The 14,127-nt window shown below is 64.7% G+C and carries 14 protein-coding genes; 12 read left to right on the top strand and 2 right to left on the bottom strand.

Annotated elements, in window-relative coordinates:
- Nucleotide 1 precedes the first annotated feature (1 nt).
- Nucleotides 2–739, bottom strand: coding sequence for a glycerophosphodiester phosphodiesterase (locus ASG25_RS12015; RefSeq protein WP_156379760.1), 738 nt, complete (start codon nt 737–739; stop codon nt 2–4).
- Nucleotides 740–762: 23 nt separating this feature from the next.
- Nucleotides 763–1,230: a RidA family protein gene (locus ASG25_RS12010; RefSeq protein WP_062473803.1), complete on the bottom strand. Its 468-nt coding sequence runs from the start codon at nt 1,228–1,230 to the stop codon at nt 763–765.
- Nucleotides 1,231–1,371: 141 nt separating this feature from the next.
- Between ASG25_RS12010 and ASG25_RS12005 the strand changes: the two genes are divergently transcribed.
- From ASG25_RS12005 to lpxA, 12 genes are all read left to right on the top strand, one after another.
- The gene (locus ASG25_RS12005) at nt 1,372–2,214 is read left to right on the top strand and encodes a cell envelope integrity EipB family protein (RefSeq protein ID WP_062473801.1); all 843 of its coding nucleotides are present in this window, start codon (nt 1,372–1,374) and stop codon (nt 2,212–2,214) included.
- A 252-nt stretch (nt 2,215–2,466) separates the two neighbouring features.
- Nucleotides 2,467–3,246 carry a 30S ribosomal protein S2 gene (gene rpsB, locus ASG25_RS12000; RefSeq protein ID WP_062473799.1) on the top strand — a complete coding sequence of 260 codons (780 nt, stop codon included), beginning with the start codon at nt 2,467–2,469 and terminating at the stop codon, nt 3,244–3,246.
- A 257-nt stretch (nt 3,247–3,503) separates the two neighbouring features.
- The gene (gene tsf, locus ASG25_RS11995) at nt 3,504–4,430 is read left to right on the top strand and encodes a translation elongation factor Ts (protein ID WP_062473797.1); all 927 of its coding nucleotides are present in this window, start codon (nt 3,504–3,506) and stop codon (nt 4,428–4,430) included.
- A gap of 342 nt (nt 4,431–4,772) precedes the next feature.
- Nucleotides 4,773–5,495 (top strand): UMP kinase, encoded by a 723-nt coding sequence (pyrH, locus tag ASG25_RS11990; RefSeq protein ID WP_062473795.1) that lies wholly within the window; start codon nt 4,773–4,775, stop codon nt 5,493–5,495.
- A 70-nt stretch (nt 5,496–5,565) separates the two neighbouring features.
- Nucleotides 5,566–6,126 carry a ribosome recycling factor gene (gene frr / locus ASG25_RS11985; RefSeq protein WP_062473792.1) on the top strand — a complete coding sequence of 187 codons (561 nt, stop codon included), beginning with the start codon at nt 5,566–5,568 and terminating at the stop codon, nt 6,124–6,126.
- Nucleotides 6,127–6,170: 44 nt separating this feature from the next.
- Entirely contained in the window at nt 6,171–6,959 is a 789-nt protein-coding gene (locus tag ASG25_RS11980; protein ID WP_062473791.1) for an isoprenyl transferase, read from the top strand.
- Entirely contained in the window at nt 6,959–7,786 is an 828-nt protein-coding gene (locus ASG25_RS11975; protein WP_062473789.1) for a phosphatidate cytidylyltransferase, read from the top strand. Before ASG25_RS11980 ends, ASG25_RS11975 begins: the two co-directional genes overlap by 1 nt.
- Nucleotides 7,787–7,966: 180 nt before the next feature.
- Nucleotides 7,967–9,121 (top strand): RIP metalloprotease RseP, encoded by a 1,155-nt coding sequence (rseP, locus tag ASG25_RS11970; protein WP_062473787.1) that lies wholly within the window; start codon nt 7,967–7,969, stop codon nt 9,119–9,121.
- A gap of 232 nt (nt 9,122–9,353) precedes the next feature.
- Nucleotides 9,354–11,696: an outer membrane protein assembly factor BamA gene (gene bamA, locus ASG25_RS11965; protein WP_062473786.1), complete on the top strand. Its 2,343-nt coding sequence runs from the start codon at nt 9,354–9,356 to the stop codon at nt 11,694–11,696.
- Between the two features lie 47 nt (nt 11,697–11,743).
- Nucleotides 11,744–12,814 (top strand): UDP-3-O-(3-hydroxymyristoyl)glucosamine N-acyltransferase, encoded by a 1,071-nt coding sequence (gene lpxD, locus ASG25_RS11960; RefSeq protein ID WP_062473783.1) that lies wholly within the window; start codon nt 11,744–11,746, stop codon nt 12,812–12,814.
- 20 nt (nt 12,815–12,834) lie between these two features.
- The gene (fabZ, locus tag ASG25_RS11955) at nt 12,835–13,308 is read left to right on the top strand and encodes a 3-hydroxyacyl-ACP dehydratase FabZ (RefSeq protein ID WP_062474542.1); all 474 of its coding nucleotides are present in this window, start codon (nt 12,835–12,837) and stop codon (nt 13,306–13,308) included.
- A gap of 1 nt (nt 13,309) precedes the next feature.
- On the top strand, nt 13,310–14,122 hold the full coding sequence (gene lpxA / locus ASG25_RS11950; RefSeq protein ID WP_062473781.1) for an acyl-ACP--UDP-N-acetylglucosamine O-acyltransferase: 813 nt from the start codon (nt 13,310–13,312) through the stop codon (nt 14,120–14,122).
- The last annotated feature ends 5 nt before the right edge of the window (nt 14,123–14,127 follow it).

Genomic DNA, 14,127 nt, shown 5'->3' with positions numbered 1-14,127 from the left:
GCTAGGCCACCAGATCCCCGGTTGTCCGCGTACGCGGCGCGAAGCCCTCGAACGTCATCTGGTCGGCGTGGAGGAAGGTGTAGTCGGCCGCATCCTCGTCGCGCACCGTCCAGGTGATCACCGTCCGGCCGGCGTCACGCTGGGCGGAGATGAACGGGTTGGGCAGGTTGCCGTAATAATAGGAGATGAAATCGAGCCCCAGCGCCATGGCTTCCTCGTGCAGCGCAAACTCTTCCGGCCGGGCGCCTTCCGCGGTCAGGCCGAGGGGGAAGCGCGAATCGAGCGCCGCGAGGTCCTTCAGGAGCCAGTGGTCGAAGCTCATGAGGGCGACCGGGCCGTCATAGGTTTCAAGGCTCTCCACGACGGCATCGGCGAACCCCTCGTCGTCGCCCCGGCGACCCTTCAGTTCCAGCACCAGGGGGACCCGGCCCCTGACGAGGCGCAGGAGCTGGGCAAGCGAGGGGACGCGATCGGCCGTGTTGCCGATGGAGAAGAGACCGAGCTCGCCGACGGTCTTCAGCCGGATGTCGCCCTCGACGCCGCAGAGGCGCTTCATGTCGTCATCGTGGAACACCACGGGCACGCCGTCGGCCGTGTAGTGAAGGTCGCACTCGATGGCGTAGCCGTGATCGATGGCGCGCTGGAAAGCCGAGAGGGTGTTTTCCCAGATCGCATTGTTCATGTCGTGATAGCCGCGATGGGCGATCGGCTGGGCCTTGAGGAAGGCCGTGTCCTTGATCGGTCGGGTCGCCGGCATCGCCATCACGCGATCTCGATGACCGCGTCGATCTCGACGGCGGCGTTGAAGGGCAGGCCGGCCATGCCGACGGCAGCGCGGGCATGGACGCCGGCTTCGCCGAGGATGGTGACGATCAGGTTGGACGCGCCGTTCATGACGAGGTGCTGCTCGGTGAAGCCCGGCGCAGAGGCGATGAAGCCGTTGAGCTTGACGATGCGGCGGATACGGCCGAGATCGCCGCCGAGAGCGGCTTTCGCCTGTGCAAGCACGTTGATGGCGCAGAGTTCGGCCGCGCGCTGGGCGGCGGTCACGTCCACATCAGCGCCGACCAGGCCGAGCACGGCGACCTTGCCGTTCTCCATCGGCAGCTGGCCGGAGATGTAGAGGTGCTGGCCACTGATGACGAAGGGAACGTAGTTTGCGGCCGGGGCTGCGGCCACCGGCAGGGTGATGCCGAGCTGCTCGATGCGGGCTTCGATTTCTGCGGACATGGATGTCTCCGGACAATATTGTAATCTCATGAGGAATGCGTCATGCACGTCTCTCTTCGATGCGGGGATAACGATCCGACGCCTCGCTTTCGACGCATGTTTCAATATAGCATCGCGCGTCGATCCAACAGGAGCTATTGGATGTTTCGTTCAGGCATGACCCGCGTCTTCGTGGTCTCCGCAGCGTTTCTCGGGACGACGGCGGTCGGGATGGAGAACGCCTCGGCGAACATCCTGGTTCCGCACCGGGCGGTATACGATCTGGAGCTCAAGGATTCGTCCGAACGCTCCGGCATTTCCAGCATGTATGGCCGCATGGTCTACGAGTTCAACGGATCGGCCTGCGACGGCTATACGGTGAGCTTCCGCTTCGTGACCAAGGTGGACACGGGCGAGGACGTGCGCCTGACGGACCAGCAGACGACGACCTTCGAGGACCTGAAGAGCGGCAACTTCCGCTTTCTTACGCGGTCCTTCACCGACGAGAAGCTGGATAAGGAGGTGCGCGGGCTCGCCCATGACGCCAAGGACGGCGTGCGGGTGGACCTGACGGCGCCGGACAAGCGGGAGGTCGATCTCGCCCACAGCCTGTTTCCGACCGAGCACATGCTGGAGGTGATCGACCGGGCGAAGCGCGGCGACAAGATCTTCGAATCGCGGATCTTCGACGGCTCCGACAGCGGCGACAAGACGCTGGTGACGACGACCCTGGTCGGTGCGCAGCACCAGCCCAAGGCCAGCGACGACGATGCCGACGTCGGCAAGGCCGGCGTGATGGCGCAGAAACCCTACTGGCCGGTGACGATCTCCTATTTCAACGACGAGGCGACCGGCGATGCCGTGCCGATCTACCGCATGGCCTTCAAGCTTTACGAGAACGGCATCACGCGCGACCTGACCATGGACTATGGCGACTTCGTGCTCAGCGGCAAGCTGGCCAATCTCGAAATGTTCAAGCAGGGCGGCGAGGGGACCTGCAAGTAGGCCCGGCAAGTAGGCCCGGCGGTAGGACCTGGAAGTAGGCTGCAAGTTAGTCGGCCGCCCGCACCGGCAGAAATGCCGGCCGGCTTGCGCCTTTTTCCTTGATATCCGCGGCGTCCCGCTGTATGGCGGGCCGCATTCCACACGTGGGGTCTGGGACGTTTCGGGAGACATCCGTTGCGTTCCGCCCGGTGGCAGGTTCATCCGAACCTGCTGTTTTCCCCACGGAGGTTCAACCGGAAAAGGATAAACGGCATGGCATTGCCCGATTTCAGCATGCGCCAGCTTCTTGAAGCTGGTGTTCACTTCGGCCACCAGACTCACCGCTGGAACCCGAAGATGAAGCCCTACATCTTCGGCGAACGGTCCAACGTTCACATCATCGACCTGGCACAGACCGTGCCCATGCTGTCGCGCGCCCTTCAGGCCGTCAGCGACACGGTTGCCAAGGGCGGCCGCGTTCTCTTCGTCGGCACCAAGCGCCAGGCGTCGGAAATCATCGCCGACAGCGCCAAGCGTTCGGCCCAGTACTACGTCAACGCCCGCTGGCTCGGCGGCATGATGACGAACTGGAAGACGATCTCCAACTCGATCCAGCGCCTGCGCAAGCTCGACGAGATCCTCGCATCCGACGCTTCGGGCTTCACCAAGAAGGAACGCCTGAATCTCGAGCGCGAGCGCGAAAAGCTCAACCGCGCCCTCGGCGGTATCCGCGACATGGGCGGCGTTCCCGACCTGATGTTCATCATCGACACCAACAAGGAGTCGATCGCGATCGAAGAAGCCAAGCGTCTTGGCATCCCGGTCGTCGCCGTCATCGACTCGAACTGCGATCCGGACCAGATCGATTACGCGATCCCCGGCAATGACGACGCCTCGCGCGCCATCTCGCTCTATTGCGACCTGATCGCCCGTGCCGCTCTCGACGGCATCGCCCGTCAGCAGGGCGCGTCCGGCCGCGACCTCGGCGCTGCCAGCGACCTGCCGCTCGAGCCGGCTCTGGAAGAAGAAGAAGCCGTCGCCGCCGACGCCTGATCCAGCTGAACGATCACGGCCGGTTCCCCGACAAGGGGGGGGCCGGTCGAGACCTATTTTCCGGGGCCGTTTGCGACTGATGGAGTGGACGGCCCCGCATCTTTTCGAGGAGACCGCCGTTGCGCGGCGGGTCCACATCGGGTGAGATTGTTCATCACGATGTCATCTTGAGGGGGCACACCCTCACACACTTTCCGGACACCGCCGCTCGATCGCATCTGAGCGCACCGGACGAGAGACAGAAAGAGGCCAAGACGATGACGACCATTACTGCAGCAATGGTGAAGGAACTGCGCGAGAAGTCGGGCGCAGGCATGATGGATTGCAAGAAGGCACTGGGCGAAACCAACGGCGACATGGAAGCCGCGATCGACTGGCTGCGCGCCAAGGGCATCGCCAAGGCCGACAAGAAGTCGGGCCGCACGGCCGCCGAAGGCCTGATCGGCATCACCAGCGCCGGCACCAAGGCCGTCGTCATCGAGGTCAACTCCGAAACCGACTTCGTGGCCCGCAACGACGCCTTCCAGGACCTGGTCCGCGGCTTTGCCAAGGTCGCCGTCAACACGGACGGCACGGTCGATGCGATCAACGCCGCCACCTATCCGGCCACCGGCAAGTCGGTTTCCGACAGCATCAAGGACGCGATCGGCACGATCGGCGAGAACATGACGCTGCGCCGTGCCGCTCTGCTCTCGGTCGAGGACGGCGTCGTCGCCACCTACATCCACAACGCCGTTACCGAAGGCCTCGGCAAGCTCGGCGTTCTCGTCGCGCTGAAGTCGACCGGCGACAAGGAAGCCCTGAACGCCATCGGCCGCCAGGTTGCCATGCACATCGCTGCGACCAACCCGCTCGCCATCCGCTCGACGGAAGTCGATCCGGCGGTCGCCGAGCGCGAGCGCAATGTGTTCATCGAGCAGTCGCGCGCTTCGGGCAAGCCGGACAACATCATCGAGAAGATGGTCGACGGCCGCATGCGCAAGTTCTTCGAGGAAGTGGCGCTTCTCAGCCAGGCCTTCGTCATGAACCCCGACCTCACGGTCGAGGCTGCCATCAAGGACGCCGAGAAGACGGTCGGTGCGCCGATCGAAATCACCGGCATGGCGCGCCTCCTGCTCGGCGAAGGCGTCGAGAAGGAAGAGAGCGATTTCGCAGCCGAAGTGGCCGCTGTCGCCAAGGGCTGATTCTTCTTTGACATCCGACAAAACGGAAGGGCATCGCGTGGACAACGCGGTGCCCTTCGTGTATCCGGCTTGACGCAACCGGCGTCCAACCGGCTTGACGCAACCGGCGTCCAACCGGCTTGACGCAATCGGCGTCCAACCGGTTCGACGCAACCCGGCGTCAAACCGGCTTGACGCAACCGGCGTCCGGCCTTGGCGGCACGCGAAGGCGTCTGTCCTGCACGACGCGAAGGCGGTATCCGGCCGCCCGATTGCTGGAACGCGATGCTGCCCTCGGGTGCCGCGTTCTCGACCCAAACCGCGCGCCGGACCCCCCGGGCGTGCACCACGACAGGAGTGACGATGTCGGCCGAACCGCTCTATAAACGCGTGCTTTTGAAGGCCTCCGGCGAAGCGCTGATGGGCAACCAGGGCTTCGGCATCGACGTCACGGTCGTTGATCGGATCGCATCCGACATCGCAGCTGCCCGCGCCATGGGCGTCGAGGTGGGCGTGGTCGTCGGCGGCGGCAACATCTTTCGCGGCGTCGCCGTCGCGTCCAAGGGCGGCGACCGCGTCACGGGCGACCACATGGGCATGCTCGCGACCGTCATCAACGCGCTGGCGCTCGCGACATCGCTGCGCAAGCTCGACATCGACACGGTCGTGCTCTCGGCCATCGCCATGCCGGAAATCTGCGAGAGTTTTTCCCAGCGTGCGACGCTCTTCCATCTCTCGCTCGGCCGCGTGGTGATCTTCGCCGGCGGCACGGGCAACCCGTTCTTCACGACCGATTCGGCCGCCGCCCTTCGCGCGGCCGAAATGGGCGCGCAGGCCATCTTCAAGGGTACCCAGGTCGACGGCATCTACTCGGCCGATCCGAAGAAGGATCCGACGGCCACCCGGTTCGAGCGGCTGACCCACAGCGAGGTGCTGGACAAGGGGCTCGCCGTCATGGACGTGTCCGCCGTGGCGCTGGCGCGCGAGAACAGCATCCCGATCATCGTCTTCTCGATCCACGAGAAGGGCGGGTTCACCGATATCCTGACGGGCGGCGGCCGCGCCACCATCGTCACCGACAACTGAAAGAGCGGCCAACAGACGGCGGACGGTTCTGCGCAAGCGGGAGCACGCCGATCGAGCACGGAGAAGCAAGATGAGTGAAGGTATCGACCTCAACGACCTGAAGCGCCGCATGGACGGCGCGATCACCGCCTTCAAGAACGACATCGCGTCGCTGCGGACGGGGCGGGCCTCGGCCAACGTTCTCGACCCGGTGATGGTGGAAGCCTATGGCTCGCGCGTGCCGCTCAACCAGGTGGCCAACATCACCGTGCCCGAGCCGCGCATGCTCGGCGTGTCGATCTGGGACCGCTCGATGGTCAACGCCGTCGACCGTGCGATTCGCGAATCCAACCTCGGCCTCAACCCGATCATGGACGGCCAGACGCTGCGCATCCCGCTGCCGGAGCTCAACGAGGAGCGCCGCCGCTCGCTGGTGAAGGTCGCGCACGACTATGCCGAAAAGAGCAAGGTGGCGATTCGTCACGTGCGGCGCGACGGCATGGACAATCTCAAGAAGGTGGAGAAGGACGGCACGATCGGCCAGGATATCAGCCGCATCCAGTCGGAAAAGGTCCAGAAGATGACCGACGAGATGATTTCCGACGTCGATCGCTTGCTCGCCGACAAGGAAAAGGAAATCATGCAGGTCTAGTCTGCATCCTTTCGTTTTCTCCTCTCCGCGAAGTCAGGCCGTCCATGTCCGATCCGTCCGTCAGAACGCTTCCCGCGCATGTCGCCATCATCATGGACGGCAATGGCCGTTGGGCCGCCCGGCGCGGCCTGCCGCGGACCATGGGGCACCGCAAGGGTGTCGAGGCTGTCCGCGAGACGGTGCGCGCCGCCGGTGCGCTCGGCATCCGCTATCTCACGCTGTACGCCTTCTCCTCGGAAAACTGGAGCCGGCCGGAGCCGGAGGTCAACGACCTCATGGGGCTTCTCAAGGTGTTCATCCGGCGGGACCTGGCCGAACTGCACCGGCAGAATGTGCGCATCCGCATCATCGGCGACCGATCGAACCTGCGCAGCGACGTGCTGCCGCTGCTGCTGGAGGCGGAGGAAACCACGCGCAACAACACCGGCACCACGGTCTGCATCGCCTTCAACTACGGATCGCGCGACGAGATTGCCCGGGCCGTGCAGACCCTGGCCGTGGACGTTGCCGCGGGCCGGCTGAGCCCCGAGGCGATCACGCCCGCGATGATCGCGAGCCGGCTCGATACGGCCGGCATCCCCGATCCCGACCTCGTCATCCGGACGAGCGGCGAGGAGCGGCTGTCCAACTTCCTGCTCTGGCAATCGGCCTATTCCGAATTCGTCTTCCTGCCGGAATACTGGCCGGACTTCGACCGGGCCCTGCTGATGCGGGCGATCGACACCTACCGCCGGCGCGAGCGCCGTTTCGGCAATGTCACGCCCGGCGCCGAGCCCGCCTCTTCCGACGCGTCCGCTTCCACGCCGCCGACCAGCTTCGCGGTCGGTTCGTGATGAGCCGCGAACTTCGTCTCCGGATCATCTCCGGCATCGTGCTTGCAGCGGTCGCGCTTGGCGACACCTGGATCGGCGGCCCCGCCTTCGCGATCCTGTCCGGCATCATCGGCCTTGCCGTCTGGCACGAGTGGACCAGCATGACGCGGATCGCTGCGGGCGACCGCGGCGCCTATCTCGCCGGCTGGGCCGTGCAGGCGGTCGTCGCCGTGCTCATCATCGGCGGCGGCGACGAATATGCCCTGCCCATCCTCATCCTCGCCTCGATCGTCGCGATCGTCTGGTCGCGGTTCCACGGCCGGGGCTGGTGGCTGCCGGGGGGCGTGGCCTATGCCGGGATGACGACGATCTCGCTCGCCACGATCCGCGACGATACCCAGGTCGGCTTTGTCGCCATGCTCTTCGTCTTTTCCGTCGTGTGGGCGACCGACATTCTCGCCTTCTTCTTCGGACGCGCGATCGGCGGCCCGAAGCTCGCGCCGAGCATCTCACCGGGCAAGACCTGGTCGGGCGCAATCGGCGGCGCCGTCTCGGGCACTGTGGCCGGCACGGCGGTCTATGCCGCCTATTTCCCGCTCGAAGACGCGCGCATTCCGCTCGTCGCCCTCGTGCTGTCGATCGCCAGCCAGTGCGGCGACCTCTTCGAATCCTACGTCAAGCGCCGCTGCGGCGTGAAGGACAGCGGCCGCCTCATTCCCGGCCATGGCGGGGTCTGGGACCGGGTGGACGGGCTCGTCGTCGCCTGCTTCGCCGCCCTGATCATCGCGCTCGGCGAGGCGATGACGGGCGCCGGCGGCCGGATCGGGGCCCTGCTGCTCGGGCTCTGACGGCGCGACGGCGCCAGCTCTCCGCGCGGGGAGCCGCGCGCCGCGCAAACGTGATGTCGACGCCCATATCGCATTTTCCCTGCTGCCTCTATAAGATGGCGCGCACGGTACCCGCCTCCGGCGATCTGAGCCCGCCTCCGGCGATCTGAGCCCGCCTCCGGCGATCTGACAAGGACGACGATGACTTATCTGGCCGATCTTCTGCATATCTTCGTGGGCTATATCGTCCCGTTTCTGCTTGTCCTCACCTTGCTCGTCTTCGTGCACGAGATGGGGCACTATCTCGTCGGACGCTGGTCGGGCATCAAGATCGTTGCCTTCTCCATCGGATTCGGGCCCGAGCTCGTCGGCTTCAACGACCGTCGGGGGACGCGCTGGAAGGTCTGCGCCATTCCGCTCGGCGGCTACGTCAAGTTCTATGGCGACGAGGATGCGGCGAGCACGCCCGACTACCGGGCCCTCGAGGGCCTGTCGGCCGAGGAGCGCGGGCAGACCTTCCTCGGAGCCGCCCTGTGGAAGCGTGCCGCCACGGTTGCCGCCGGGCCGATCGCCAATTTCCTGCTCGCCATCGTCATCTACGCCCTGTTGTTCTCCACCTACGGCAAGCCGATCGCCGATCCCGTGGTGTCCGAGGTGAAGGCCGGCAGTGCCGCTGCCGAATCGGGGATCCGCCCGGGCGACCTTCTCGTCTCCATCGACGGTTCGACGGTGACGACATTCGACGACGTCCGCCGCTATGTCGGCGTGCGCCCGGAGATTCCGATCGTCGTGGAAATCCGCCGCGACGGGCAACTCCTGCAGGTGCCCATGGTGCCGAAACGCAGCGAGATCACCGACCAGTTCGGCAACAAGATGGAAATGGGCATCATCGGCATCCTGACGAACCAGGAGAGCGGCAATTTCCGGCTGCAGAATTTCGGGCCGCTCGAGGCGATCGGGCAGGGCGCGATCGAGAGCTGGCACATCGTGACCGGCACCTTCGCCTATCTCGGCAATCTCGTGACCGGGCACATGAAGGCCGACCAGCTGGGTGGGCCGATCCGCGTGGCGCAGGCCTCCGGGCAGATGGCGACGCTTGGCGTCGCCGCGGTGCTCCAGCTTGCCGCCGTCCTGTCGGTCTCGATCGGCCTTCTCAACCTGATGCCGGTGCCCGTGCTCGACGGCGGACACCTGATGTTCTACGCGATCGAGGCGATCCGCGGCCGGCCGCTCGGCGCCTCCGCGCAGGATATCGCCTTCCGCATCGGCTTTGCCATGGTTCTGATGCTGATGGTGTTTGCCACCTGGAACGATATTTCTTCCCTTGTCGGGCGAATGAGCGGCGCGGTTGGCTAAAGGTTAAGGAAGAGGCGCTAAAACGGTCGAAGCTTCTCTTCAAGGATTTGATTAGAAACGATTTGTTTACGATAATTCTTGTCTGTAGTGGCCGTTCAGCCACGGTGGGAATTGAAGTAAACGGAAATTAACGTGCTACCTTGCTTGTATGAGAAAAGCGGGTAAAACGGCAGGCATGACCGGAGTCGGCACGAGTTCGCCGCGGGACATTGGAAGAAGGTAAGATCAGAACATGAAGGCTGGTTCAAAGTTTTTGAACGCGGTGTCGGCGGTTGCGCTGTCTGCAGGGATTGTCGCATCTGGAACTGGCGTCGTGTTTTTTGCCAGTGCGTCTGTCGCTGAAGCCGCGACGATCCGCCGCGTCGACGTTCGCGGTGCGACGCGTGTCAGCGCCGAAACGGTCCGCTCCAACATCACCATCGTTCCCGGTCGGGAATTCACCAATGCCGACATCGACGCTTCGGTGAAGCGCCTGTACGACACGGGCTACTTCTCCAATGTTAGCATCAACGTGTCCGGTGGCGCGCTGGTCGTCAACGTCAGCGAAAACAACCTGATCAACCAGGTGGTCTTCAACGGCAACCGCAAGATCACCGACGACAAGCTGGCCGGGGTCGTCAAGACCCGCTCGCTGAGCGCCTATAGCGAGGCGACCGTGCAGGCCGACATCCAGTCGATCAAGGATGCCTATGCCGGCATCGGCCGCAACGACGTGACCGTCACCGTGCAGACCGCTCCGGTCGCCGAAGGTCGCATCAATGTCGCCTTCGTCGTCAACGAGGGCGATCGCACGAAGATCCGCGCGATCAACTTCGTCGGCAACAACGCTTATAGCGACGGCCGTCTCCAGGGCGTCATCGCCACCAAGAAGTCCGGCATCCTCTCCTTCCTGAACCGGAAGGACGTCTACAATGCCGACAAGCTGCGTGCCGACGAGGAGCAGCTCCGCCAGTTCTACTACAACCGCGGTTACGCCGACTTCCGCGTCGTCAATTCCGATGCCGTTCTCGACGAGACCGCCAACGAATACACGATCACCATCACGGTCGAAGAAGGCGAGCGCTACGACTTCGGTCCGGTCAATGTCGAATCGACCGTCGAAGGCATCAATGCAGATGAGCTGAAGGGCCTCGTCCAGAGTCGCCAGGGCACGATCTACAAGGCCAAGGACGTCCAGGAAACGATGTCGGAGATCTCCAAGCGCGTCGCTGCGCAGGGGTATCCCTTCGCCCGCGTCACGCCGCGCGGCAACCGCGACTTTGCGGGCCGCACGATCGCCGTGGATTACCTCGTCGACCAGGGCGAGCGCGCCTATATCGAGCGCATCGAGATCCGCGGCAACACCCGCACGCGCGACTACGTCATCCGCCGCGAATTCGACATGAGCGAAGGCGACGCCTTCAACCAGGAAATGATCGCAACGGCCAAGCGCCGCCTGGAAGCGCTCGGCTACTTCTCGACCGTCAACATCTCGACCCAGCAGGGCAGTGCGGCCGACCGCGTCGTCGTCGTCGTCGACGTGCAGGACCAGTCGACCGGTTCGTTCGGCATCGGCGCCGGCTATTCGGCCGGCAGCGGTGGCGGCTTCCTGGTGGAAGCGTCGATCGAGGAAAAGAACTTCCTCGGCCGGGGCCAGTACATCCGGATTGCAGCCGGTCGCGGCGAAGACAGCCGGACCTACAACGTGTCGTTCACCGAGCCCTACTTCCTCGGCTACCGTCTGGCCGCCGGCTTCGACGTGTTCAAGAACGAGAACGACTTCAACGACGACAACTACAGCTACGAGGATCAGGGCTTCAGCCTGCGCGTCACCGCGCCGATCACCGAGCGCCTGTCGTCGACGCTGCGCTACAACTTCACGCGTTTGAACTATCACGCGTCGGACGACGAACTGAACGACCTGTCGACGCCTTACCGCCGCGTGGTCAACAATTCGCCGTGGACGCGCTCGTCGGTTTCCAACTCGTTCACCTACAATTCGCTCGACGACGCCCAGCTGCCGCATGAAGGCATCCTGGCAACGGCGACGCAGGAACTGGCTGGCCTCGGCGGCACGTCGGACTTCTACAAGCTGACGGCCAAGGCCAAGTGGTACTACACGGTCAACGACGACGCCGACGTGATCGCGTCGCTGTCGGCCGGCGCCGGCCACGTGGTCGGGACCACCGGTCCGATGGAAGTGTTCGACCAGTTCCAGATCGGCAGCAACGAAATCCGCGGTTTCGAGCGCAACGGTATCGGTCCGCGCAGCCGCGAATATGACGATGCCGTCGGTGGCACGACCTACTTCACGGCCTCGGCCGAAGCGACGTTCCCGCTGCCGGGCATTCCGCGCGACGCCGGGTTCCGTGGCGCCGTGTTCGCCGATGCCGGCACGCTTTATGGCAACGACGTCAAGGTCAGGGCCAGCGACCGGGTCGTCGGAACGGATGCATCGCTGCGGGCCTCGGTCGGCGTCGGCCTGCTGTGGGCATCGCCCTTCGGTCCGCTCCGCGTCGACTACGCTGTTCCGATCGCCAAGGAAGATTACGACAAGGTGCAGAACATCAAGTTCGGTATTTCGTCGAATTTCTGATATCGGCAGTCCAGAACTGCATGCCAAACTGTTCTGGAGTCTGGCCCATGGATGCTAACTGGTTTTTCCCGCCGCATGACGGGCTCCGCCTGAGCGATCTGGCGGAGCGCATCGGCGCTTCGCTGCAGGACGAGACGGCCGGCGACCGGATCGTTTCGTCCATCGCGCCGACCTACAGGGCCGGCCCTCGCGACGTCTGCTACATGCTGCAGCGGCGCTATCGCGACGAGTTCTCGACCTCGCAGGCTGCCGCGGTGATCTGCAACGAGGCGGTCGCGTCGATCGTGCCGCCGCATATTCCCGTCTTGCTCGCCAAATATCCCCATACCGCCTTTGCCCTGGCCGGGGCGATCTTCCATCCGGATGCGCTGCGCCCGGTCCAGAACCTCGGCGGCCAGAGCGGCATTTCCCCCGCGGCCTTCGTCGATCCGACGGCGCGGCTGGAGGACGGCATCGACATCGAGGCGACCGCGGTGATCGGGGCAGGGGTGGAGATCGGCTCCGGCACGCGCATCGCTGCCGGCGTCGTCATCGGCCCCGGCGTGCGGATCGGGCGCGACTGCACGATTTCCGCCGGCGCGACGATCCTCTGTGCCCTCGTGGGCAACCATGTGATCATTCATCCCGGCGCCCGGATCGGCCAGGACGGCTTCGGCAATGCGCCGGGACCGCGCGGCGGCATGATCAAGATCGTGCAGATCGGCCGCGTCATCCTGCAGGATCACGTGGAGATCGGCGCCAACACGACGATCGACCGCGGCGCCATGGACGACACCGTTATCGGCGAAGGCACGAAGATCGACAATCTGGTCCAGGTCGGTCACAACGTCCGCATCGGGCGTCACTGCGGCATTGCGGCGAAGGTCGGCATTGCCGGCAGCACGCGCATCGGCGACGGCGTGATGATCGGCGGCGCGGCCGCGATCAACGGACATATCACGATCGGCGACCGCAGCCAGATCGGCGCGATGAGCGGCGTGGCCGCGGACGTGCCGGCCGGCGAGCGGTATGGCGGCATTCCCGCGCGTCCCATGCGCGACTTCCTGCGGGAGGCGGCCGAGATTGCGGCGCGGGCCAATCTAAGAAAGCGCAAGACGACGACGGGAGACAAGCAATGAACGATACCCCAACCGGCGATATGCCAACCGAAAAGACAGGGGCAAACGTTCTCGGCACGGCCGACATTCGCGAGATCATGAAGCTCCTGCCGCACCGCTATCCGTTTCTGCTGGTCGACAAGATCATCGAGATCGACAGCGACAACTCGGCAATCGGCATCAAGAACGTGACGGCGAACGAGCCGCATTTCACGGGGCATTTTCCCGACCAGCCGATCATGCCGGGCGTTCTCCTGATCGAGGGCATGGCGCAGACGGCGGGCGCGATCTGCGCGCGCAAGACCGCGACGGGCAGCAACCTCGTCTACTTCATGACGATCGACAATGCGCGTTTCCGCAAGCCGGTCGTGCCGGGCGACCGCGTCGAGTATCACGTGGTCAAGCAGAAGCAGCGCGGCAGTATCTGGAAGTTTCACTGCGACGCCAAAGTTGACGGGCAGCTGGTCGCGGAAGCGGATATCGGCGCCATGATCATCAGCAAGGACGAAGCCTGACATGATTGCCGAGAGCGCCAAGGTTCATCCGTCCGCCGTCGTCGAAGACGGGGCCGTCATCGGCGAGAACGTCACCATCGGTCCGTTCTGCCATGTGGGCGGTCAGGTGGAGCTGGCCGACGACGTGGTGCTGATGAGCCATGTCGTCGTCATCGGCCGGACGAGCGTCGGCCGCGGCACGAAGATCTTCCCCTCCGCCGTCATCGGCGGCGATTCGCAGAGCGTGCATCACAGCGCCGTGGATACGCGGCTCGTGATCGGCGCGAACTGCACGATCCGCGAGGGCGTGACCATGAACACCGGCACGGTGGAGCATGGCGGGCTGACCTCCGTCGGCGACAACAACCTGTTTCTCGCCTATGCGCATGTGGCCCATGACTGCCGGCTCGGCAACAACATCATCCTGTCGAACAACGTGATGCTGGCTGGCCATGTGGTCGTGGAAGACCGGGCGATCCTCGGCGGTGGCTCGGCCGTCCACCAGTTTACCCGCGTGGGCCGCCAGGCCTTTGTCGGCGGTCTCTCGGCCGTGAGCTACGACGTCATTCCCTATGGCATGCTGAACGGCAATCCCGGCATTCTCTCCGGTCTCAACGTCGTCGGCATGTCGCGCGCGGGCCACGACAAGGCCGTCATCCACGAGGTACGCCGCGCCTACAAGCAGATCTTCGACGGAACGGGCTCCGTGCGCGCCAATGCCGCCGCGATCCGGCAGGACTACCTCGACTGTGCGCCGGTGCTCGAGATCCTCGACTTCATCGGTGCGGACAGCGACCGGGCCCTGTCATCCCCCACCCGGGGAAAGAAGGGCTGAGCGCC

This window comes from Rhizobium sp. Leaf384, from assembly GCF_001424065.1.
Taxonomy (GTDB): Bacteria; Pseudomonadota; Alphaproteobacteria; order Rhizobiales; family Rhizobiaceae; genus Ferranicluibacter.
The sequence above is the reverse complement of the archived record's forward strand: the minus strand, read 5'-3'. Positions and strand labels throughout refer to the sequence as shown.